The organism is Bradyrhizobium sp. FW305-F6 (assembly GCF_058782905.1).
In genome coordinates this window covers 1,748,984-1,770,182 of sequence record NZ_JBYSYD010000002.1, presented here as the reverse complement: position 1 = coordinate 1,770,182, position 21,199 = coordinate 1,748,984, and the positions used below count along the sequence as shown (strand labels likewise).

Annotated in this window: 18 protein-coding genes; 14 read left to right on the top strand and 4 right to left on the bottom strand. The window is 65.6% G+C overall.

Going from position 1 to position 21,199, the window contains the following annotated elements; genetic code table 11:
* Positions 1 to 5 precede the first annotated feature (5 nt).
* Entirely contained in the window at positions 6 to 1,001 is a 996-nt protein-coding gene (locus tag AC3WLX_RS19735) for a TRAP transporter substrate-binding protein (RefSeq protein WP_492337200.1), read from the bottom strand.
* Between the two features lie 235 nt (positions 1,002 to 1,236).
* On the opposite strand from AC3WLX_RS19735, the gene ugpB reads away from it, so the two are divergent.
* The 10 genes from ugpB (at position 1,237) to AC3WLX_RS19685 (ending at position 12,728) form a co-directional block, all read left to right on the top strand.
* On the top strand, positions 1,237 to 2,619 hold the full coding sequence (ugpB, locus tag AC3WLX_RS19730; protein ID WP_492337199.1) for a sn-glycerol-3-phosphate ABC transporter substrate-binding protein UgpB: 1,383 nt from the start codon (positions 1,237 to 1,239) through the stop codon (positions 2,617 to 2,619).
* Between the two features lie 223 nt (positions 2,620 to 2,842).
* Positions 2,843 to 3,802 (top strand): aminoglycoside phosphotransferase family protein, encoded by a 960-nt coding sequence (locus tag AC3WLX_RS19725; RefSeq protein ID WP_492337198.1) that lies wholly within the window; start codon positions 2,843 to 2,845, stop codon positions 3,800 to 3,802.
* 385 nt (positions 3,803 to 4,187) lie between these two features.
* Positions 4,188 to 5,810, top strand: coding sequence for an ABC transporter substrate-binding protein (locus AC3WLX_RS19720; RefSeq protein WP_492337197.1), 1,623 nt, complete (start codon positions 4,188 to 4,190; stop codon positions 5,808 to 5,810).
* A 188-nt stretch (positions 5,811 to 5,998) separates the two neighbouring features.
* The gene (locus AC3WLX_RS19715; protein WP_492337196.1) at positions 5,999 to 7,012 is read left to right on the top strand and encodes an ABC transporter permease; all 1,014 of its coding nucleotides are present in this window, start codon (positions 5,999 to 6,001) and stop codon (positions 7,010 to 7,012) included.
* A gap of 225 nt (positions 7,013 to 7,237) precedes the next feature.
* Positions 7,238 to 8,137 carry an ABC transporter permease gene (locus AC3WLX_RS19710; RefSeq protein ID WP_291630364.1) on the top strand — a complete coding sequence of 300 codons (900 nt, stop codon included), beginning with the start codon at positions 7,238 to 7,240 and terminating at the stop codon, positions 8,135 to 8,137.
* A gap of 94 nt (positions 8,138 to 8,231) precedes the next feature.
* On the top strand, positions 8,232 to 10,013 hold the full coding sequence (locus tag AC3WLX_RS19705; RefSeq protein WP_492337195.1) for a dipeptide ABC transporter ATP-binding protein: 1,782 nt from the start codon (positions 8,232 to 8,234) through the stop codon (positions 10,011 to 10,013).
* 18 nt (positions 10,014 to 10,031) lie between these two features.
* Positions 10,032 to 10,211, top strand: a complete 180-nt coding sequence (locus AC3WLX_RS19700; RefSeq protein ID WP_036001861.1) for a DUF4089 domain-containing protein — start codon at positions 10,032 to 10,034, stop codon at positions 10,209 to 10,211.
* Positions 10,212 to 10,215: 4 nt separating this feature from the next.
* Positions 10,216 to 11,607 carry an AtzE family amidohydrolase gene (locus tag AC3WLX_RS19695; protein WP_492337194.1) on the top strand — a complete coding sequence of 464 codons (1,392 nt, stop codon included), beginning with the start codon at positions 10,216 to 10,218 and terminating at the stop codon, positions 11,605 to 11,607.
* Position 11,608: 1 nt separating this feature from the next.
* Positions 11,609 to 12,001, top strand: a complete 393-nt coding sequence (gene hpxZ / locus AC3WLX_RS19690; protein WP_291629123.1) for an oxalurate catabolism protein HpxZ — start codon at positions 11,609 to 11,611, stop codon at positions 11,999 to 12,001.
* Positions 12,002 to 12,005: 4 nt separating this feature from the next.
* Positions 12,006 to 12,728, top strand: coding sequence for a GntR family transcriptional regulator (locus AC3WLX_RS19685; protein WP_492337193.1), 723 nt, complete (start codon positions 12,006 to 12,008; stop codon positions 12,726 to 12,728).
* Between the two features lie 117 nt (positions 12,729 to 12,845).
* Here the strand turns inward: AC3WLX_RS19685 and atzF are convergent, their stop codons facing one another.
* Positions 12,846 to 14,654 carry an allophanate hydrolase gene (gene atzF / locus AC3WLX_RS19680; RefSeq protein WP_492337192.1) on the bottom strand — a complete coding sequence of 603 codons (1,809 nt, stop codon included), beginning with the start codon at positions 14,652 to 14,654 and terminating at the stop codon, positions 12,846 to 12,848.
* A gap of 194 nt (positions 14,655 to 14,848) precedes the next feature.
* Positions 14,849 to 15,349: a MarR family winged helix-turn-helix transcriptional regulator gene (locus AC3WLX_RS19675; protein WP_492337191.1), complete on the bottom strand. Its 501-nt coding sequence runs from the start codon at positions 15,347 to 15,349 to the stop codon at positions 14,849 to 14,851.
* 150 nt (positions 15,350 to 15,499) lie between these two features.
* Between AC3WLX_RS19675 and AC3WLX_RS19670 the strand changes: the two genes are divergently transcribed.
* Positions 15,500 to 17,362, top strand: coding sequence for a feruloyl-CoA synthase (locus AC3WLX_RS19670; protein ID WP_492337190.1), 1,863 nt, complete (start codon positions 15,500 to 15,502; stop codon positions 17,360 to 17,362).
* Between the two features lie 273 nt (positions 17,363 to 17,635).
* Here AC3WLX_RS19670 and AC3WLX_RS19665 read toward each other — a convergent pair whose 3' ends face one another.
* Positions 17,636 to 18,142: a MarR family winged helix-turn-helix transcriptional regulator gene (locus tag AC3WLX_RS19665; protein ID WP_492337189.1), complete on the bottom strand. Its 507-nt coding sequence runs from the start codon at positions 18,140 to 18,142 to the stop codon at positions 17,636 to 17,638.
* A gap of 83 nt (positions 18,143 to 18,225) precedes the next feature.
* On the opposite strand from AC3WLX_RS19665, the gene AC3WLX_RS19660 reads away from it, so the two are divergent.
* The 3 genes from AC3WLX_RS19660 to AC3WLX_RS19650 are packed head-to-tail and all read left to right on the top strand — an operon-like array spanning position 18,226 to position 21,035.
* Positions 18,226 to 19,434: a cytochrome P450 gene (locus tag AC3WLX_RS19660; RefSeq protein ID WP_492337188.1), complete on the top strand. Its 1,209-nt coding sequence runs from the start codon at positions 18,226 to 18,228 to the stop codon at positions 19,432 to 19,434.
* Between the two features lie 10 nt (positions 19,435 to 19,444).
* Positions 19,445 to 19,768, top strand: a complete 324-nt coding sequence (locus AC3WLX_RS19655) for a 2Fe-2S iron-sulfur cluster-binding protein (protein ID WP_492337187.1) — start codon at positions 19,445 to 19,447, stop codon at positions 19,766 to 19,768.
* 55 nt (positions 19,769 to 19,823) lie between these two features.
* Positions 19,824 to 21,035, top strand: a complete 1,212-nt coding sequence (locus AC3WLX_RS19650) for an ABC transporter substrate-binding protein (protein ID WP_492337186.1) — start codon at positions 19,824 to 19,826, stop codon at positions 21,033 to 21,035.
* Positions 21,036 to 21,199 lie beyond the last annotated feature (164 nt).

The window sequence follows — 21,199 nt, the reverse complement described above, 5'->3', positions numbered from 1 at the left end:
GCGGCTCACTCCACCTTGCGAATGCGTTCGATCAGCGCGGCCGCCGCGGGATCGCCCGCGGCCTTGGCGTAGATCGGGGCCATGGCGTCAAAGAACGGCTTGCGGTCGATCTCCCTGACGATGGTGACGCCGGCGTCCTGCGCCTTGCGCTGCGACTGCTCCTCGAGGTCGCGCCATTTCTCGCGCATGAAGAGGCTGGAGCGCTGCGCCGCCTCCCGGAACATCTTCTGCTCGTCCTGCGAGAGGCTCCGCCAGGCCTTCAGCGAGATCACCAGGACCTCGGGGCTCATCGTGTGCTCGGTGAGGGTGTAGTAGCCGGCATGCTTGAAATGGTCCGTCGTCACGAAGGATGGCCAGTTGTTCTCGGCGCCGTCGATCAGGTGATTGGCGAGCCCGGTCAGCACCTGCCCGTAAGCCAGCTCGACCGGCTCGGCACCGAGCGCGCGGATCATCTGGCTCATCAACTCCGATTGCTGCACCCGGATCCGCAATCCCTTGAGGTCTGCGATGTTCCTCACCGGGCGGACGCCGTTGTAGATCGACCGTGCCCCGGAATCGTAGAAGGCGAGCCCGACGAAGCCGTAGGGCTCGAAGCTGTTCAGGATCTCGCTGCCGATCGGCCCGTCCAGCACCTTCTGCATGTGCTCGATGGACCGGAACAGGAACGGCATGGCGAGCACGTTCATGGCCGGGACGAAATTGCCGATCAGGGCCACGTTGGTCCGGTTGAGGTCGATCGCGCCGGCCCGGGTCTGTTCGATGGTCTCCTTTTCCTCGCCGAGCTGACGGGAGTGAAACACCTTGACCTCGTGGCGGCCGCCGCTGCGCTCGGCGATCAGGGCGCCCATGTAGCGCAGCGCCTGGACGGTCGGGTAATCCTCGGCCTGGGTGTCGGCGGCGCGAAATTCGCGCGCGCCGGCGCCCGTCGTCCAGACGGCGAGCACAAGCGCGACGAAGATCACCCCGGTCCGCGAGAGTTCGGCACGGCTCAGCACTGGCACACTAACCCCTCAGTGGTGAAGTCTATGGCGGGAGCAAAAGGTTCAATGCAATCTAAAGCGATTTCAAAGCGAAGTGGATAGCGGTTCGCGTAAAGAAAACCCGTCAAACTGACAAGCTGGGGCTCTACGGCCCATCGGACGCGGCTCCACCAGATGGTCGGGGGAGGCCATCCTGTGCCGTGGCGAGGCCAGGATTGTGCGGCGCGGCCGTTGCTCATTCCGATTGAAAGCGGATATGCCGCGCCTTAAGCAGGGACGGTTGCCGTATGCCGCGCCAGATGAGAGAGCCGTCGTGATTTCAGCATTGCGCCTATTGCCGGTCGTTGCCGCCCTCGCGGCTCTCACCTTCATCTCGAAGGCGCAGGCGGCCACGGAGATCGCGTGGTGGCACGCCATGTCCGGCGAGCTCGGCCGGCAATTGGAGAAACTCGCCACGGACTTCAACGCCTCGCAGTCCGATTACCGCATCGTGCCTGTCTACAAGGGCAACTACACGGAGACGGTGACGGCCGCGATCTTCGCCTTCCGCTCGCGCAGTCAGCCCGCGATCGTCCAGGTCAACGAGGTCGCCACCGCCACCATGACCGCGGCCAAGGGCGCGATCTATCCGGTGTTCAGCCTGATGCGGGACCAGGGCGAGCCGTTTTCGCTTGGCGACTACCTGCCCGCAGTCTCCGGCTATTACACCGACGCGGCCGGCAATCTGTTGTCCTTCCCGTTCAATTCCTCGACCCCGATCCTGTACTACAACAAGACCCTGTTCCGTGATGCCGGCCTCGATCCGGAGACGCCACCGAAGACCTGGCCTGAACTGGCTGCCGCCGCCAAGCGCCTGCGCGACCGTGGCGCTGCTTGCGGCTTCACCACCTCCTGGCCGTCCTGGATCCATGTCGAGAATTTTTCGGCGTTTCACAATCTGCCGCTGGCCACGCGCACGAACGGTTTTGTCGGCCTCGATGCGGAGCTGACCATCAACAATCCGCCTCTCGTCAAGCACGTCACCCAGCTCGCCGAATGGCAAAAGACGAAACTGTTCGACTATAGCGGCCGCGGCCAGTCGGCCGAGCCGCGCTTCCAGAAGGGCGAATGCGGCATCTTCATCGGCTCCTCGGCGACGCGCGCCGACATCAGGGCGAACTCGAAATTCGAGATCGGCACCGGCATGATGCCGTACTGGCCGGACGTGAAGGGCGCGCCGCAGAACTCGATCATTGGCGGCGCCACGCTGTGGGTGCTGCGCGACCGCCCGCGCGAGGAATACAAGGGCGTGGCGCGCTTCTTCGCCTATCTGTCCCAGCCCGGCGTACAGGCTGCCTGGCACCAGAACACCGGGTACCTGCCGATCACCCGCGCCGCCTTCGAGCTGACGAAGTCGCAAGGCTTCTACGAACGCAATCCGGGTTCGGCGATCTCGTTCGAGCAGGTCACGCTCAATCCGCCGACGGAGAATTCCAAGGGCATCCGGCTCGGCTCTTTCGTCCTGATCCGCGGCGCGATCGAGGATGAGCTGGAGCAGGCCTTCGCCGGCCAGAAGAGCGCGCAGGCAGCACTGGATTCCGCCGTCGAGCGCGGCAACAAGCTCTTGCGCCAGTTCGAGCGGGCCAGCCCCGAGCGGTAGCGGGGTCGCGAATGAGCCAGGCTGTCGCCGCGAGCACGGTGCGCTCCCTCCCCCGCCTGCGGGGGAGGGCTGGGGAGAGGGTGTCTCCGCATCGGGACAATCCCCAACAGGAGAAAGCCCTCACCCGGCACTACGTGCCGACCTCTCCCGCAAGCGGGAGAGGTGCACCATTTCCTGGGCTGGCACTGAATCAAACAAAGCCACCTCGCGCGAGCGATTGCGGATGAGCTTTGCGCTATTGCAACAACTCCCTGACTTCACCGACGCCGCAAGCCTCCGCGCCTTCCGCTCCGCGTCCCCGCAATGGCTCCCGATCGCGCTCGACATCGCGCGCAGCCACGGCCTCCACACCGGCACGCCGCGCGTCTTTGCGACCGGCACCAACCTCGTCGTCGGCCTCGGCGACAAGCTGATCCTGAAAATCTTCCCGCCGCTCTTGCGCGCGCAATTCGTCTCCGAGCGCGCTTCGTTGATGCAGCTCGCCGGCCGCCTCTCGCTGCCGATCCCCGAGATCGTCGCAGAAGGAACGCGCGACGGCTGGCCCTATCTGGTCATGACGCGCCTTTCCGGCGCGCTCGGCTCGGAGGTCTGGCCCTCGCTGCCGGAAGACCAGAAGGAGCGCTTGCTGCGCCAGATCGGCGAGACCATCGCGAGCGTGCAGCGCGCCCCGCTCGGAGAGCTCGTGGCCATCGAGCCGCGCTGGGACGCATTCATCCGCGCCCGGATGCAGGCTTGCCGCGCGCGGCACACCCGTCTCGGCCTTGCACCGAAATTCCTCGCCGGTCTCGACGATCTCTTGCGCGATGCGGCAGCGCTGATCCCGATGGACGCGCCGCCGGTGATCCTGGTCGGCGAATACATCCCCGAGAATTTTCTGCTCGCCTGCGATGACGGCCAATGGTCGCTCAAAGGCCTGTTCGATTTCGGCGACGTCCTCACCGGATGGCGCGACTACGACCTGCTTGGCCCCAGCGCCTTCATGGCGGCGGGACGGCCGGGCCGGGTGAAGAGCCTGCTCGAAGGCTTTGGCTATGCGAAGCCGGATTTCGCGCTCAAGCGCCGCCTGATGGCCCTGATGCTGCTGCACCGCGCCAGCGACCTCAACGCGCATATCTGCATCGACGGCTGGCAGGAGAGGGTGGATGATCTGGTCGAGCTGCAGGAGCTGATCTGGCCCGGCTGAGGGCGCCGCACTTTCCCGTCATTCCGGGGCGCCGCGGAGCGGCGAACTGTGGTGCGCAATTGCGCACCTGAGAATCCATTGTGCCCGCGTTCTGTCGCCCGATGGATTCCGGGCTCGATGCTGTGCATCGCCCCGGAATGACAGCTCGGCTAGATGATTCCTGCCGTCGCCTCTCGAATGAGCTGATCCTTTCTTTAGCCTAAGTTTTAGTCATTTGCCTGTCTTTGTATGCAATTGCGAGCCGCGCCACTTCCCCGGCAGATCCTGTCAAGGCAAGAATTTCCCGCTACACCAATAGCTTAGGGCCGCCGTAACGCTCCGTTAAGCCTTGGCACGAACCTTGCGAATCCGGTTCCAACGAAAACCATTGCGTTGGAGCGATTCCATGAAGCGCCGCGATTTCCTCAAATCCGTTTCCGGACTGGCCGCTGGCGCGGCGCTCCCGGCGATGCCGTCCGTCATTTCGTCCGCGCAGGCCGATGCCCGCTCGGAGACGCTGCTGATCGTCTCGGAGGGCGGCCCCAACAATCTCGACATCCACGGCATCGGCACCAACGTGCCCGGCTATGAGGTGTCCTGGAATTGCTACGACCGCCTGATCAGCCACGAGATGAAGAGCGGCCCCGGCGGCGTGCCCTATTACGACCGCGACAAGTTCAAGGGCGAGCTCGCCGAAGATTTCAAGATCGACGACATGTCGGTCACCTTCAAGCTGAAGAAGAAAGCCAAATTCCACGACGGCACGCCGGTCACGGCGAAGGACGTGAAATGGTCGCTCGACCGCGCCGTCAGCGTCGGCGGCTTCCCGACCTTCCAGATGAGCGCGGGTTCGCTGACCAAGCCCGAGCAGTTCGTCGTGATCGACGATCACACCGTGCGCGTCGACTTTCTGAAGAAGGACAGGCTGACGATCCCCGATCTCGCCGTCATCGTGCCCTGCATCGTCAATTCCGAGCTTGTGAAGAAGAACGCCAGCGAGAAGGACCCCTGGGGTCTCGAGTTCACCAAGCAGCAGACCGCCGGCTCCGGCGCTTACAAGGTGACGAAATGGACCGCCGGCACTGAAGTGATCATGGAGCGCAATGACGACTGGGTCGGCGGACCCCTGCCCAAGATCAAGCGCGTGATCTGGCGCATGGTGCCGCAGGCCGGCAATCGCCGTGCGCTGCTCGAGCGTGGTGATGCCGACATCTCCTACGAGCTGCCGTTCAAGGATTTTCAGGAGATGAAGGCGAGCGGCAAGCTCAACGTGGTGTCGCTGCCGTTCTCCAACGGCATCCAATATATCGGCATGAACGTGACCAAGCCGCCGTTCGACAATCCGAAGGTGCGGCAGGCCATGGCCTATGCGATGCCGTACCAGAAGATCATGGATGCCGTGCTGTTCGGGCTCGGCAATCCCATGTTCGGCGCGCCCGCGGACAAGGCCACCGAGGTCGCCTGGCCGCAACAGCACAAATACAACACCGACATGGCGAAGGCGAAGGCGCTGCTGGCCGAGGCCGGCTACGCCAACGGTTTCGAGACCACGATCTCGTTCGACCTCAACTTCGCCGGCGTCAACGAGCCGCTCTGCGTGCTGGTGCAGGAGAGCCTCGCCCAGCTCGGCATCAAGACCACCATCAACAAGGTGCCCGGCGCCAACTGGCGCACCGAATTGAACAAGAAGGAGATGCCGCTCTTCACCAACGTGTTCTCGGGCTGGCTCGATTACCCCGAATACTTCTTCTACTGGTGCTATCACGGCAACAATTCCGTCTTCAACACCATGAGCTACAAGTCGGCGGAGATGGACAAGCTGATCGACGGCGCGCGTACCGCCGCTTCGACCGGCGACACCGCGACCTACGACAAGGACGTGAAGGGCTTCGTCGATCTCGCCTTCACCGACGTGCCGCGCATCCCGCTCTACCAGCCCTTCGTCAACGTCGCGATGCAGAAGAACATCAGCGGCTACCAATACTGGTTCCACCGCAGGCTGGACTATCGCGCGATGGCAAAGGGGTGAGTCATGGGTGAGGTGAGCACGCTCTTCGGGCTCCCTCCCCCCTTGTGGGGGAGGGTTGGGGAGAGGGGTGGCCACGAACTCCGACCTATCGCGGAGCTACCCCCCTCCCTAACCCTCCCCCACAAGGGGGGAGGGGATGCGGCGGTGTACGCGGCAAGCGGCGTGCGCAACATGCGCAGGAGCACCCCATGCTGACCATGATCGGCAAGCGCCTGATGTTCGCGATTCCCTCGCTGATCGGCGTCGTCATCGTCACCTTCCTGCTGACGCGCGCGCTGCCGGGTGATCCCGCCGCCTACTTCGCCGGCCCCGCCGCGACGAAGGAAGCCGTCGAGCAGATCCGCAAGAAGCTCGGCCTCGACAGGCCGCTGATCGAGCAGTTCTTCCGCTACACCAACGATCTCGCCCATGGCGATTTCGGCAACTCGCTCACCACAGGCCAGCCCGTCGCCGCCGAGATCCGCAACCGCCTGCCGGCCTCGGCCGAGCTGACGCTGCTCGGCCTCATCGTCTCGGTCGTGATCGCGATCCCGCTCGGCGTGCTCGCGGCGACGCGACCGGGGTCCTGGATCGATCATCTCTGCCGGGTCACCACGACGGCCGGCGTCTCGCTGCCGGTGTTCTTCACCGGACTCGTATTGGTCTATGTGTTCTACTTCCGCCTGGGCTGGTCGCCGGCGCCGCTCGGCCGTCTCGATGTGTTCTACAGCGCGCCGCCGACGGTGACGGGCTTCTATCTGATCGACACGCTGATCGCCCGCGATCTCGAAGCGTTCCGCTCGGCGCTGAGCCAGCTCCTATTGCCTGCGACCACGCTCGCGATCTTCTCGCTGGCTCCGATCGCACGCATGACCCGCGCCTCGATGCTGGCGGTGCTGGCATCCGAATTCGTCCGCACGGCGCGCGCCAGCGGCCTGTCCCCTGCGACCGTCATCGTCACCTACGCCTTCCGCAACGCGATGCTGCCTGTCATCACCACGTTGAGCATGGTGTTCTCGTTCCTGTTGGGGGCCAACGTGCTGGTGGAGAAGGTGTTCGCCTGGCCGGGCATCGGCTCCTACGCGGTGGAGGCGCTGATCTCCTCGGACTTCGCGCCGGTGCAGGGCTTCGTGCTGACCATGGCGGTGATGTATGTGCTGCTCAATCTGATCATCGACATCCTCTATGGCGTGATCGATCCGCGCGTGCGGTTGGAAGGCTAGCCATGATCGCATTCGATGCGAGCCACGCGACCGGTGCGCTCCCTCCCCCGCCTGCGGGGGAGGGCGGGGGAGAGGGTGTCTCCGCGGGCGAGAACCCCCAAGAGGAGAGAACCCTAACCCGGCGCACGGGACGATGCTTCGCATCGCCCGGAGCGCCGACCTCTCCCGCAAGCGGGAGAGGTGAAGCCAACTTCCAGCTCGTCATGAAGCACCAGGGGTGAAACCATGAGCTCCGTCGCGCCTGCTGTCGAACCTGCCGGTCCCGCCCGCACCTCCGGCCTCGTCGCGATCCTCGAGCAGACCCGTTACGTGCTCGGCGAGAACAAGGTCACGGGCTTCGCCTTCGCGCTCCTGATCGTGATCCTCGTCGCGGCCATCTTCGGCCCTTACGTCGTGCCGTACGATCCGCTCGCCTCCGACACCGCCGCAGCGCTAAAGCCTCCTTCCGCCGCGCACTGGTTCGGCACTGACCAACTCGGGCGCGACATCTTCAGCCGCGTCATCGTCGCCACGCGCCTCGACTTTTTCATCGCGATCGCTTCGGTCGCGCTGGTGTTCCTGATGGGCGGGCTCGCCGGCATCGCCGCCGGTTACTTCGGCGGCTGGACCGATCGCATCGTCGGCCGCATCGCCGACACCATCATGGCGTTCCCGCTGTTCGTGCTGGCGATGGGCATCGTCGCCGCGCTCGGCAACACCGTGCAGAACATCATCCTGGCCACCGCGATCGTGAATTTCCCGCTCTATGCCCGCGTCGCGCGCGCCGAGGCCAATGTCCGCCGCAATGCCGGCTTCGTGCAGGCCGCGCGCCTTTCGGGCAATGGCGAATTCCGCATCCTGCTGGTGCACATCCTGCCCAACATCATGCCGATCATGATCGTGCAGATGTCGCTGACCATGGGCTACGCCATCCTCAACGCCGCCGGCCTGTCCTTCATCGGCCTCGGCGTGCGTCCGCCCACCGCCGAATGGGGCATCATGGTCGCTGAAGGCGCCGGCTTCATGGTCTCAGGCGAATGGTGGATTGCGCTATTCCCGGGCCTTGCGCTGATGATCGCGGTGTTCTGCTTCAATCTCCTCGGCGACGGCCTGCGCGACATCGTCGATCCCCAGCGGAGGACGTGATGATGGACCTCCGTCTAGAATTCTCCAATGATTTCAGTCGCCATTCTACTGTGCATGGGGTTGTTTTCGAACGTTTGAGTGACGGGAGGCCCGCATGACCGCCCAGCCCCTGCTCGATGTCCAGGATCTCACGGTCGAATTCACCACCCGCCGCGGCATCGTCAAGGCGGTGCAGCACGTCAACATCTCCGTCGCCAAGGGCGAGACGCTCGCCATCGTCGGCGAGTCGGGCTCCGGCAAATCGGTGACCTCCTACGCGGTGATGCGCATCCTCGACCGCGCCGGGCGGATCGCCGAGGGCTCGGTGATGTTCTCCGGCATCGACGTCAAGGCGGCCACCGAAGACCAGATGCGCGACCTCCGCGGCCGCGAAGTCTCGATGATCTTCCAGAACCCGCGCGCGGCGCTGAACCCGATCCGGAAAGTGGGAGACCAGATCGAGGACGTCTTGCGCACCCATGTGCAGCAGGCCCAGGTCGCCGATCACGGCGAGAAGGCGGTCGAGGCGCTGGAGCAGGTCAAGATCGCCCGCCCGCGCGAGCGCTACCACGCCTATCCGTTCGAACTGTCGGGCGGAATGTGCCAGCGCGTCGTGATCGCGCTCGCGCTCGCCTGCAATCCGCAGCTCCTGATCGCGGACGAGCCGACCACGGGCCTCGACGTCACCACGCAGAAGGCGGTGATGGACCTGATCGTCGAGCTGACCAAGCGCCGCGCGATGTCGACCATCCTGATCACGCATGACCTCGGCCTTGCGGCCGCCTATTGCGACCGCGTCGTGGTGATGGAGAAGGGCCGCGTCGTCGAGACCGCCAAGGCGGCGGACATCTTCGCGAACCCGCAGCACCCCTACACCAAGAAGCTGATGCGCGCGACGCCGCGGCTGGGCGTGAACCTGCGCGACCTGCTGCCGGAAGAGGAGGGCGCTTCGCAAGCCTCGGCCGTCATGGCCGGGCCTGACCCGGCCATCCATCACGCTTCGCAAGATTCGTCTCAATCGATGGACCCCCGGGTCATGCCCGGGGGTGACGAGAATCCAAAGCCCCTCCTCCTCATCGAAAAGCTCGTCAAGGAATATCCTCGCCAGGGCGCGACCGCCACGCTCGGAAAGCTGTTCGGCCGCAAGCCGCCGGTGGAGCCGGATGTCTTCCGCGCCGTGGACGGCATCAGCTTTGCGATCGGCCATGGCGAAAGCGTCGGCCTGGTCGGCGAATCCGGCTGCGGCAAATCGACGACCTCGATGATGGTCATGCGCCTGCTCGACCAGACCTCCGGCCTGATCCAGTTCGACGGCGAAGACATCGGCGCCATCCAGCCGGCGTCCTTTGCCCGGCTGCCGCAACGCAGCCGGATCCAGATGGTGTTCCAGGACCCCACCGACAGCCTCAACCCGCGCTTCACCGCCGCGCGCGCCATCGCCGACCCGATCATGCAATTGGGGGACATCAGGGGGCGCGACGCCCTGCGCGCCCGCTGCGAGGAACTGGCAACCATGGTCGGGCTGCCGCACAATCTGCTCGACCGCTTCCCGCATCAGCTCTCCGGCGGCCAGAAGGCCCGCGTCGGCATCGCCCGCGCCATCGCGCTGCATCCCAAGCTCGTCATCCTGGACGAGCCGACCGCGGCGCTGGACGTTTCGGTCCAGGCGGTTGTCCTCAATTTGCTTCAGGACCTGAAGCTGCGGCTAGGTATGAGTTATCTGTTCGTCTCGCATGATTTGAATGTGGTGCGCTTGCTGTGCGATCGTGTCATTGTGATGCGGACGGGACGGATCGTCGAGGAGGGCTCGTCCGAGCAGGTCCTCAGCGATCCCAAGGACGACTACACCAAGGAACTGCTGACGGCGATCCCGCATCCGCCGTTGCCGGTGCACTGAGATCAGCTTGAGAGCGTGATGGCCGAACCCCTGGACGACTATATCGACGCCGTATCGAAAGCGCTGGCGCTGCCGATCGAGGAGGCCTGGCGGCCTGCCGTGCGCGCCAACCTCGAGGTCTCGCTGCGGCTTGGCCGTCTGGTCGACGAATTCGCGCTGCCGGACGAGACCGAGCCCGCGCCGATCTTCACGGCCTGACGCCATGTCCGCCAAGCCAGAGACGGCCTCCGACATCGCAAATGCGGTTGCGGGCGGCAAGATGTCCGCGCTCGATGCCACCGAAGCTGCGCTCGCGCGCATCGAGCAGCACGACGGTGTCCTCAATTCCTTCACCGATGTCACTGCCGAACGCGCCCGCGCGAAAGCACGTGTGGTCGATGCCGACATCGCCGCGGGCAAGCCCGTCGGCCCGCTTGCCGGGGTGCCGTTCGCCGTCAAGAACCTGTTCGACGTCGCAGGGGTTTCGACCCGCGCGGGTTCGAAGATCAACCGCGACCTCGCACCCGCCAAGCGCGACGCGGCGCTGATCGAGCGCATGGAAGCCGCCGGCGCCGTCCTCGTCGGCGCGCTCAACATGGGTGAGTATGCCTACGACTTCACCGGCGAGAACATCCACGACGGGCCCTCGCGCAATCCGCACGACACCACGCGGATGAGCGGCGGCTCTTCAGGCGGCTCGGGCAGCGCCGTTGGCGGCGCGCTGGTGCCGATCGCGCTCGGCTCGGACACCAATGGCTCGATCCGGGTGCCGTCTTCGTTCTGCGGCATCTTTGGCCTGAAGCCGACCTACGGCCGGCTGTCGCGCGCGCGCTCGTTCCCGTTCGTGGCGAGCCTCGATCATCTCGGCCCGTTCGCGCGTTCGGCCGCCGATCTCGCGCTTGCCTATGACGTGATGCAGGGACCGGATGAGGACGATGCCGCCTGCACGACGCGCGGCCTGGAACCGACGCTGCCGCTGCTCGCCAATCCGGTTTCGGACCTGCGCATCGCCATTGCCAGCGGGCACTTCCAGAACAACGTGTTTCCGGAAGCGGTCGAAGCCGTCAACCGTGTCGCCAAGGCGCTCGGTGCGACCAAAATCGTCGATGTCCCCGAAGCCTCGCGCGCCCGCGCGGCGGCCTATGTCATCACCACCACCGAGGGCGCATCCCTGCACCTCGACCGCCTGCGCAAGCGTCCGAACGATTTCGATCCCGCGGTGCGCGACCGGCTGATCGCAGGCGCGATGGTGCCGGCCTCGCTGGTCGACCGCGCCCAGAAGTTCCGCCGCTGGTATCGCGCCCAGCTCGCCGAGATATTCAAGTCGGTCGACGTGCTGCTGGCCCCGGCGACGCCCTGCACCGCACCGAAGCTCGGCCAGGTCAATTTCAACCTCGACGGCGTCGAGCTGCCGGTGCGCGCCAATATCGGCATCCACACCCAGCCGATTTCGTTCATCGGCTTGCCTGTCGTCGCGGTTCCGGTGCCGCTCGAACCGCTGCCGATCGGCGTGCAGATCATCGCCGCGCCCTGGCGCGAGGACATTGCGTTGCGCGTTGCGCACGCATTGGAGAAGATGGGCGTCGTCGCGGCGCCTCCCCCACGAGGAATTTGAGATGGAGATCGATCTCCCCGAGGTGATCGCGGAAGTCAAAGCCGCGTTCGACCGCTATGAGCAGGCCCTGGTCAACAACGACGTCGCGATGCTCGGTGAGCTCTTCCGCAACGATCCCCGCACGCTGCGCTACGGCATCGGCGAGAACCTCTATGGCTACGAGGCCATCTCGGGCTTCCGCGCCGCCCGCTCGCCGGTCGGCCTCAACCGCCGCACCGCCAAGACGGTGATCACGAGCTACGGCCGCGACACGGCCGTGGCGTCCACCTTGTTCTATCGCGACACGGCGCCCGGCAAGGTCGGCCGGCAGATGCAGACGTGGATACGTTTTCCGGAGGGCTGGCGCGTCGTCGCCGCCCATGTCAGCATCATCGACGAGCCGAAAGAGACCTGATCGAATGACGCTTGACGATCTTCCGCCCGGGACATTGCCGGCCGAGCCGGTGGTGCCCCGCGTCGACCGGGCACTTCCGTCGCTGCAGAAGGTCACTCGTGCCGAGGAACTGCGTCTTCAACTCGCCGACGAGATCGTGCGCGGGATGCTGGCGCCGGGCGCGCCGCTGGACGAGACCGACATCGCGCGGCGATTCAACGTCTCGCGGACCCCGGTACGCGAGGCGCTGCGTCAGCTGGTTGCGAGTGGCCTCGTCGAGGCGCGGCCCCATCGCGGCGCGGTGGTAGCGCAGCCGTCGATCGAGCGGCTGAAGGGCATGTTCGAGGCGATGGCGGAGCTCGAGGCGTTGTGCGCGGGCCTTGCCGCCGAGCGCATGTCGGCGGCGGAGCGTCACGGCCTGGAGGCGGTCCACGAGGAGCTGCGGGTGCTGAGCTACACCGGCAATCCCGAGCGTTTTCACGAGGTCAACGAGCGCTTCCACAACGCGATCTATGCGGGATCGCAGAACGGCTACATCGCCGAGATCACGCTGGCGACGCGCGTGCGCGTGCAGCCGTTCCGCCGCGCCCAGTTTCGCAATCTTGGCCGCCTCGCCAAGTCGCAAGCCGAGCACGACCGCGTCGTCATCGCCATCATGCGCGGCGACAAGCAGGGTGCCGCAGCGGCCATGCGCGCCCATATCGAGCTGGTGCGCGGGGAGTACGAGATCTACGCGGTGTCGGTATAGGACGGTCTCGTGTCCCGCAGAGCCGGGACCCACCTATCCATTTCCCGTGCTGCTTCATGGGTCCCGGCTCTGCGAAGCGGCACTACGTGCCGCATCGCGTCCGGGACACGGGACCTCTCACCGCCGCGCACCTTCCGCCATGAACTTCCGCCATCCTCCAAACCCGGTGATATCGCGGGCCTCGCCCAGCACCTCCGGTTCGACGAGGAATCCCTTCACGCTGCGACCATCAGCAAGGCGCACCGTGCCGATCGCCATCGGCGATGGAATCGCGTTGACGAACTTGCCGAAGGCCGACGGCGACAGCGACCAGATCTCCAGTTCGATCGCAGCGCCTTTGCCGGCCTCGACGCGCAGCATGCCCGGTTTCGGCGGTGTCGTCTTGAGCGCATAGAGCTTGTAGTCCGGCGCGGTCTTCGTTGCCTCGACCAGCTTTGCGTTCAGCGCCGTCAGTTCGCTGTTGAGCACCATGCCCGACAGATGCGCGCCGACGACTGCGATCGGGATCTCGTCGTCGCTGTTCGTAGGAAGCGGCGCGAGCGGGGGATGGGCCACACCTTTCGCACCGACCGTGAGCTTCGTATCCGCATGGAACACCCGTCCGATGCTGGCCAGGAGCGCATCACGTCCTGCCGGCGCGAGCAGCGTGATGCCGAACGGAATGCCGTCGCTGCGCATCGCGGCAGGCACGGCGAGGCCGCAGAGGTCGAGCAGGTTGACGAAATTGGTGTAGGTGCCGAGCCGGCTGTTGAGCTCGACCGGATTCGCCAGCACCTGCGCGGTCGTGTAGGCCGTCGGCGCGGTCGGCAGCACCAGCGCGTCGATGCCTGCGAACGTTCGCTCGGCGATCTTGCGCAGGCCCTGCAAACGATACAGCGCCGAGAAGGTTTCGGCCGCGCTCAGTCGTGCCCCGGCGGCGGTGATCTCGCGCGTCACGGGATGGATGGCGTCGGGTGCGGACGCCAGCAGATCCTTGATCACGAGATAGCGCTCGGCCACCCACGGGCCCTCATAGAGCAGCCGCGCCGTCTCGTAGAACGGCTCGAGGTCGAACTCGACCAGCGTGGCGCCGAGCGCAGCCCATCGTTTCAGCGCCTCGCCGTAAGCAGCTTCCGAGTCCTTGTCGCCGAAGAAAATCAGTTGCCCCTGGCGCGGCACGCCCAGGCGCAGGCTTGCAGGCAAGGGCGTGAGCGCACCCAGCGGCCGGTCGCGCGAGAACGGGTCGGCCTGGTCGGGGCCGGCCATCACCGACAGCGCGAGCGCGGCATCGTCCACCGTCAGCGCGAACACCGAGATGCAGTCCAGCGTGCGGCAGGCCGGCACCAGGCCCGCGGTCGAGATCATGCCGAGGCTCGGCTTCAGCCCGACGATGTTGTTGAGCATCGCCGGCACGCGGCCCGAGCCGGCCGTGTCGGTCCCCAGCGACAGCGGCACCAGCCCGGCGCCGACCGCGGTGGCCGAGCCCGAGCTCGAGCCGCCGGGAATGAGATCCTCGCGGATCGAATTCCTGGGGATGCCGTAGGGCGAACGGACGCCGACGAGGCCGGTCGCGAACTGGTCGAGATTGGTCTTGCCGATGATGATGGCGCCCGCCGCACGCAAGCGCTGTACGGCGGTCGAGTCGTATGTGGGCGTATAGGAGAACGCAGGACAGGCTGCGGTGGTCGGAAAGCCGAGCGCATCGATATTGTCCTTCACCGCGACCGGCACGCCGTAGAGCGGCAGGCTGGCCGCATCCGCCCGGGTGGCGAGCTTCTCCGCTTCCGCGATCGCGTCCGTCTCCTCGCGCAGGCTGATGAACACGGCGGGATCATTGTGGTCGCGGATGCGCCGGTAGGTCCGCGCGATCGTCTGCGCCGGTGTTAGCGCGCCCGCGCGATGCGCGGCCACAATCGCGGCGACTGTTTCAGGCTGCTCAGCGCCCATGGCGATAAAAAACTCCGGCAATTCGTCTTTGCTCATTAAAGCAAGCGATGTGCCATTGTGTACATTATCCGGGCACGGTGACCACTCCGGATATGATCGTGCAATCAATGGCTTCGCGGATGTTCCGGCCAACCCTGGAGCGGTCGCGTCGGCGCGTCCTGGCGAGCATCTGCACAAATCATGAGCAGTCGGGATCAGGTGAAGCCGGAGAGGATCCGGAGCAACTGCGCCCGGTTCTCCTTGCCGATCTTCGCTTCGACGTGCCGCTCGTGTTCGGCCGCGAGCCGCTTGAATATCGCCAGCGCCGTTTCGCCCTGCGCGGTGAGGTGCAGGGCATGGGAGCGCCGGTCCGCCTTCGACTTGATCCGCTTGAGATATTTGCGCTGTTCGAGGCTGTCGAGCAGATGCACCAGCCGGGCGCGCTCGATGCCGAGGCGCTTGGCCACCGCCATCTGTGACAGGCCCGGATTGGCGCCGATCACCGTCAGCACCGAATATTGCGTCGGCCGGATGTCGACCTCGCCGAGCGTCTTGATGAAGTCCTGAAAGATCCAGATCTGGAAACGCCGCACCGCATAGCCGGCGTGGCCGGCCAGGGCGTCGAGGCCGACATCGTCGGCGACGTCGCGAGATGCGGCGCCGGCACGCTTGCGTAAAGAAGGGCGGATGTTGGCCCGGACTGCTGAGGACGTCACGTCACTGTCTCCTGTCGCGCGACCTTAGCGCCTCGACGGGCCTCGCGGAAGATTGTTGTTGACGACAACAATTGCCATACCCAACATTATGTCCAAGGCGGCCCGGAACGAGGCCGCGGCCGATCCCGGATCGGGTGGAGGAGGAAGCGCATGACACTCGCCCCAGCTCGTGACGCTGCAAGCCTGTTCGCAAGCCCACGGACCGTCGCGGAGCATCGGCCCGACGGCAGCATCGTGCTGCGCTCGCCCGAGCCTCTCGGCGAGAGTGCCCGCTGCATCGGCGACTGGCTGGAGCAATGGGCGCAGCAAACGCCCGACACGGTCTTTCTGGCCGAACGCGGCAATGTCGAAGCGCCCTGGACCACCGTCACCTATGCGCAGGCGCTGCGGCGGGTGCGCGGGGCTGCGTCCTGGATTTTGGCGCAAGGGCTCAGCGCCGAGCGCCCGCTCGCGATCCTCTCCGACAACAGCATCGACCATGCGCTGCTTGCACTCGCCGCCCAGCATGTCGGTGTGCCCTCGGCGGCGATCTCGCCGGCCTATTCGCTCATGTCCAGGGATTTCGACAAGCTCAAGAGCATGATCGCGCTGCTCGGTCCGGGTGCGATCTATGTCTCTGCGACCAAGCCGTTCGCGGTAGCATTGGCCGCCATCAAGCCGATGCACGATGCGGAGATCATCAGCGGCAATGCCGACGATGCCGATGCGCTGTCATTCGATGCGGTCGCCGCAACGCCCGAGACGCCCGACGTTGCAACAGCCTTTGCCGCGCTCACACCGGACACGATCGCAAAATTCCTGTTTACCTCCGGCTCGACCGGCACGCCCAAGGCGGTCGTCAACACCCAGCGCATGCTGACGTCGAGCCAGCAGGCCAAGGCGCAGACCTGGACCTTCCTCGAGCAGAGCCGCGGCAATCTCGTCATTCTCGACTGGCTGCCCTGGAGCCACACCTTCGGCGCCAACCACAATTTTAACCTCGTGCTGCGCAACGGCGGCTCGCTCTATATCGACGGCGGCAAGCCTGCCCCCGGCCTGTTCGCGACGTCGCTCGCCAATCTGAAGAGCGTGATGCCGACGGTCTATTTCAACGTTCCGCGCGGCTTCGACATGCTGATCGCGGCGCTGCGCAGCGACGAGGAATTGCGCCGCCGCTTCTTCGGCGAAGTGAAATTCGCCTTCTATGCCGGCGCCGCGCTGCCGCAGAATCTGTGGGATGCCTTGGCAGAGCTTTCGATCAGGACCGTCGGTCGTGCGCTGCCGATGGTCTCGGCCTGGGGATCGACCGAAACCTCGCCGCTCGCCACCGACTGCCATTTTCTCGCGGAGCGCTCCGGCAATATCGGCGTGCCGATTCCGGGCACCGAATTGAAGCTCGTCACCTCCGGCGACAAGCTGGAGGTGCGGGTGCGCGGCCCAAACGTCACGCCGGGCTACTGGAAGGCGCCCGAACTGACCCGGCAGGCGTTCGACGAGGAGGGCTTCTATCTGATCGGCGACGCGGTGAAGCTTGCCGATCCCGCGCAGCCCGAGCGCGGCCTGTTCTTCGACGGGCGCGTTGCCGAAGACTTCAAGCTCAATTCCGGCACCTGGGTCAACGTCGGCGGCTTGCGTGTCGCCGGCATCGCCGCGCTGGCGCCGCTCGCGCAGGACATCGTCGTGACCGGCCATGGCGGAGACGAGGTGCGCTTCCTGGTGTTTCCGAATATCGCGGCCTGCCGCGCGCACGCGGGCCTGCCCGAGACGGCGGATGTGGCCGACGCGCTGGCGCATGACAAGGTCAGGAGTGCGGTGGCGCAGGGGCTGGCAAGGCTGAAACAGCAAAGCGGAAACTCCTCCGGCCACGCCACGCGCGCGCTCCTGCTCGCCGAGCCGCCATCGGTCGACGGCGGCGAGATCACCGACAAGGGCTACATCAACCAGCGCGCCGTGCTGACACGGCGTGCGGAAGCTGTGGCGCGGTTGGGCGATGATGCGTCGCGCGAGTGGATCGGGTGGGAGCGAGCGAGCTAGCGAAGCCACATTCCGCCGTCATTCCGGGTTCGCGCTGCTCGCGCCCCCGGAATGACGACGAGCGCGAAAAAGGCAGCAACCCTGTCGCAATATCCTGCCGATTCTTTTGTTGCCTAAGCAACTAATTTGTGCGAACCGTTCCAGGAAGCGATGACGGCGGGAAAACTGCCGCGTCTGATCCTGGAGGAAACGATGCTCGGCACGAATGGTGCCGCCGGCAAGCGCCGGCGCATGCCTGGAACTGTCGGAGGGTGCCGCCTGACGCGCGGCGGGTCAGGCCCCGGTGCCGCCGGTGACTGCGCCGAGATTCTCGTGCAACCGGCGCAGCAGGTCGATCAGCACCTCGCGCTCGTCCTTGCTGAGGCAGGACAGCAGCCGCCGCTCACGTTCGAACGCAGCGACGATCACCTTGTCATGGGTGGCGCGGCCCCTCGTCGTCAGCGAGATCGAATGGGTGCGGCCGTCGTTCGGATCGGTGCGGATCGACACCAGCCCGCGCTTCTCCAATCCCGACAGTGTCCGGCTCACCGGCCCCTTGTCGAAGCCGATGACGTGGCAGATGCGCGAAGCCGGAATGCCCGGCTCGATCGCCAGCAGCGACATGATCCGCCATTCCGTGACGTTGACGCCGAACTCCCGTTGATAGAACGCGGTCGCGCTGTTCGAGAGCTTGTTGGCGATGAAGGTAATGAACGCCGGGACGTAACGTTCGAGATCGAGCGTTGGTCCCGCATCGTTGGGCGCGGGCTTGTGGCGGGCTCTGGTCGAGGACGGCGGCATGTCGGGTTTCTGACTCGCGGCGGATCGGGAGACCTAAAGGCATGCGTCATCCTTTCACAAGATCAAAATGGGAGAGGTCTTCCATGACCGTATCTGGCTCAGCGGGATCGGGTGTCCCGCATCTCGACGTCGACCCCTTCGACATGAGTTTTTTTGCCGACCCCTATCCCGCGCATGAGCTGCTGCGGGAAGCCGGCCCCGTGGTCTATCTCGACAAGTGGAACGTCTACGGCGTGGCGCGCTATGCCGAGGTCCACGCCGTGCTGAACGATCCCGCAACCTTCTGCTCGAGCCGCGGCGTCGGCCTGTCCGATTTCAAGAAGGAAGCTCCGTGGAGACCGCCGAGCCTGATCCTCGAGGCCGATCCGCCGGCGCACACGCGAACCCGTGCCGTCCTGTCGAAGGTGTTGTCGCCGACCGTGATGAAGCAAGTGCGCGATCGTTTCGCGGCGGCAGCCGAGGCGCGGGTCGATGTGCTGCTGGAGAAGCGCAGTTTCGATGCCATCGCCGATCTCGCGGAGGCTTACCCGCTGTCGATCTTTCCCGATGCGCTCGGACTCAAGCCGGAGGGCCGCGAGCACCTGATTCCCTATGCGAGCGTCGTGTTCAACGCGTTCGGACCGCCCAACCGGTTGCGCCAGGAGGCGATCGAGCGCTCGACGCCGCATCAGGCCTATGTCGCCGAGCAGTGCCAGCGCGACAACCTCGCGCCCGGGGGCTTCGGCGCCTGCATTCATGCACAGGTCGACGAGGGGGCCATCACGGCCACCGAGGCGCCGCTCCTGGTGCGCTCGCTGCTGTCGGCCGGGCTCGACACCACCGTCAACGGCATCGGTGCCGCGGTCTATTGCCTCGCGCGCTTCCCCGACCAATGGCAGCGCCTGCGCGAGGATCTCACGCTGGCGCGCGGCGCTTTCGAGGAGGCCGTCCGCTTCGAAAGCCCGGTGCAGACCTTCTTCCGCACCACCACGCGGGAGGTCGAGCTGTCCGGCGCGCGAATAGGCGAAGGCGAGAAAGTGCTGATGTTCCTCGCCGCCGCCAATCGCGATCCCAGGCGCTGGGACCAACCAGATGACTACGACATCACCCGCCGCACCTCCGGCCATGTCGGCTTCGGCTCCGGCATCCACATGTGCGTCGGCCAGCTCGTCGCCCGCCTCGAAGGCGAGGTGATGCTGACCGCGCTGGCCCGGCGCATCGCAAAGATCGAGGTCACCGGCGAGCCGAAGCGCCGCTTCAACAACACGCTGCGTGGGCTCGACAGCCTGCCTGTCACCATCACCCCGGCCTGACGAGGAGCTCATGCCCGCCATCACCTTCATCCATCCAGACGGCAAGTCCGACCGCGTCGAGACCGGCGACGGCGAGAGTGCCATGCAGGCGGCGACCCGCCACGGCCTCGACGGCATTCTGGCCGAATGCGGCGGCAATGCCATGTGTGCGACCTGCCACGTCTACGTCGATGACAGCTGGCTCGCGCGCCTGCCCGATATGGCGGATGACGAGGACGCGCTGCTCGACGGCACCGCCGCCGAGCGGCGGCCGAACAGCCGGCTGTCCTGCCAGATCACGATCACGCCCGAGCTCGACGGGCTGGTGCTGAGGCTGCCCGAGCGGCAGGTCTGATTTTCTTAGAACGCGCCGGCAAAGACCGGCAATCGACCAAACAGGGAGGGACAAGATGAAGCATCTGAAGTGGACGTTTGCGCTGGCCGCGAGCCTGGTCACAGGCGCCGCGAGTGCCGAGATATCCGACAACGTCGTGCGTATCGGCGTGCTCAACGACATCTCCGGCATCTTCCAGGACACCAATGGCATGGGCTCGGTCGAGGCCGCGCGCATGGCTGCGGAGGACTTCAACGGCGGGGCTAAGGGCATCAAGGTCGAGATCGTCTATGCCGATCACCAGAACAAGGCCGATGTCGGCAACGCCATCGCGCGCAAATGGCTCGACGTCGAAGGCGTCGACGCCATTGTCGACGTGCCGAACTCGGCCGTCGGCCTGTCCATCAACGCGCTTCTGCGCGACAGCCGCATGACGTTCCTGGCATCCTCGACCGCGAGCTCGGATCTCACCGGCAAGGCCTGTTCGCCCAACACGATCCAATGGGTCAACGACGCCTGGGCGACCGGCAACACCACGGCAGCCGCGATGGTGTCGCGCGGCGGCAAGGATTGGTATTTCCTCACGGTCGATTACGCGCTCGGCAAGGGCATCGAGGCGGAAGCGCAGAAATACATCGAGTCGCATGGCGGCAAGGTGCTCGGCTCGTCCAAGCATCCGCTCGGCACCTCCGATTTTGCGTCCTTCCTGTTGCAGGCGCAGGGCTCCAAGGCGCAGGTGATCGGGCTTGCCAATGCCGGCGGCGACACCATCAACGCGGTGAAGCAGGCCGCCGAGTTCGGCATCCAGCAGAGCGGCCAGAAGCTCGTCGCCTTCCTGCTCTTCATCAACGACATCCACGGCATGGGCATCAAGGTCGCGCAGGGGCTCCAGCTCATGGAAGCCTTCTACTGGGACATGAACGACGACACCCGCGCGTTCGCCAAGCGGTTCGCCGCGCGGCCCGGCATGAACGGCAAGATGCCCAGCGGCAACCAGGCCGGCGTCTACGCCTCGACGCTCGCTTATCTCAACGCGGTCGCCGCCACCGGCAACGACAATGCCAAGCAGGTCGTGCCCGAGATGAAGAAGTTCAAGGGCAAGGACAAGCTGTTCGGCGACACCGCCATCCGCCAGGACGGCCGCGTCATACACCCGATGTACCTGTTCGAGGTGAAGAAACCGGAGGAGTCGAAATATCCGTATGATTATTACAAGCTGGTATCCACGATTCCCGCGGAGCAGGCGTTCCGTCCGCTGGCGGAAGGCGGATGTGAGCTGGTGAAGTAGCTAGCAGCGAGCGCAGTCTGCTTTCACCCTCCCCTGGAGGGGGAGGGTCGATCGCGCGCAGCGCGAGCGGGGCGGGGTGATCTCTCCAAGCGGGCAGTGTCGGATGTGGAGAGACCGTGACCCCACCCCGTCTCACATTTCGCTGCGCTCCATGTGAGCCGACC

Bases quoted from the DNA above. Each gene is read 5' to 3' on its own strand.
- ugpB (WP_492337199.1), top strand. From the start codon at position 1,237: ATGCCGCGCCTTAAGCAGGGACGGTTGCCGTATGCCGCGCCAGATGAG.
- AC3WLX_RS19725 (WP_492337198.1), top strand. From the start codon at position 2,843: ATGAGCTTTGCGCTATTGCAACAACTCCCTGACTTCACCGACGCCGCA.
- AC3WLX_RS19720 (WP_492337197.1), top strand. From the start codon at position 4,188: ATGAAGCGCCGCGATTTCCTCAAATCCGTTTCCGGACTGGCCGCTGGC.
- AC3WLX_RS19715 (WP_492337196.1), top strand. From the start codon at position 5,999: ATGCTGACCATGATCGGCAAGCGCCTGATGTTCGCGATTCCCTCGCTG.
- AC3WLX_RS19710 (WP_291630364.1), top strand. From the start codon at position 7,238: ATGAGCTCCGTCGCGCCTGCTGTCGAACCTGCCGGTCCCGCCCGCACC.
- AC3WLX_RS19705 (WP_492337195.1), top strand. From the start codon at position 8,232: ATGACCGCCCAGCCCCTGCTCGATGTCCAGGATCTCACGGTCGAATTC.
- AC3WLX_RS19700 (WP_036001861.1), top strand. From the start codon at position 10,032: ATGGCCGAACCCCTGGACGACTATATCGACGCCGTATCGAAAGCGCTG.
- AC3WLX_RS19695 (WP_492337194.1), top strand. From the start codon at position 10,216: ATGTCCGCCAAGCCAGAGACGGCCTCCGACATCGCAAATGCGGTTGCG.
- hpxZ (WP_291629123.1), top strand. From the start codon at position 11,609: ATGGAGATCGATCTCCCCGAGGTGATCGCGGAAGTCAAAGCCGCGTTC.
- AC3WLX_RS19685 (WP_492337193.1), top strand. From the start codon at position 12,006: ATGACGCTTGACGATCTTCCGCCCGGGACATTGCCGGCCGAGCCGGTG.
- atzF (WP_492337192.1), bottom strand. From the start codon at position 14,654: ATGGGCGCTGAGCAGCCTGAAACAGTCGCCGCGATTGTGGCCGCGCAT.
- AC3WLX_RS19670 (WP_492337190.1), top strand. From the start codon at position 15,500: ATGACACTCGCCCCAGCTCGTGACGCTGCAAGCCTGTTCGCAAGCCCA.
- AC3WLX_RS19665 (WP_492337189.1), bottom strand. From the start codon at position 18,142: ATGCCGCCGTCCTCGACCAGAGCCCGCCACAAGCCCGCGCCCAACGAT.
- AC3WLX_RS19660 (WP_492337188.1), top strand. From the start codon at position 18,226: ATGACCGTATCTGGCTCAGCGGGATCGGGTGTCCCGCATCTCGACGTC.
- AC3WLX_RS19655 (WP_492337187.1), top strand. From the start codon at position 19,445: ATGCCCGCCATCACCTTCATCCATCCAGACGGCAAGTCCGACCGCGTC.
- AC3WLX_RS19650 (WP_492337186.1), top strand. From the start codon at position 19,824: ATGAAGCATCTGAAGTGGACGTTTGCGCTGGCCGCGAGCCTGGTCACA.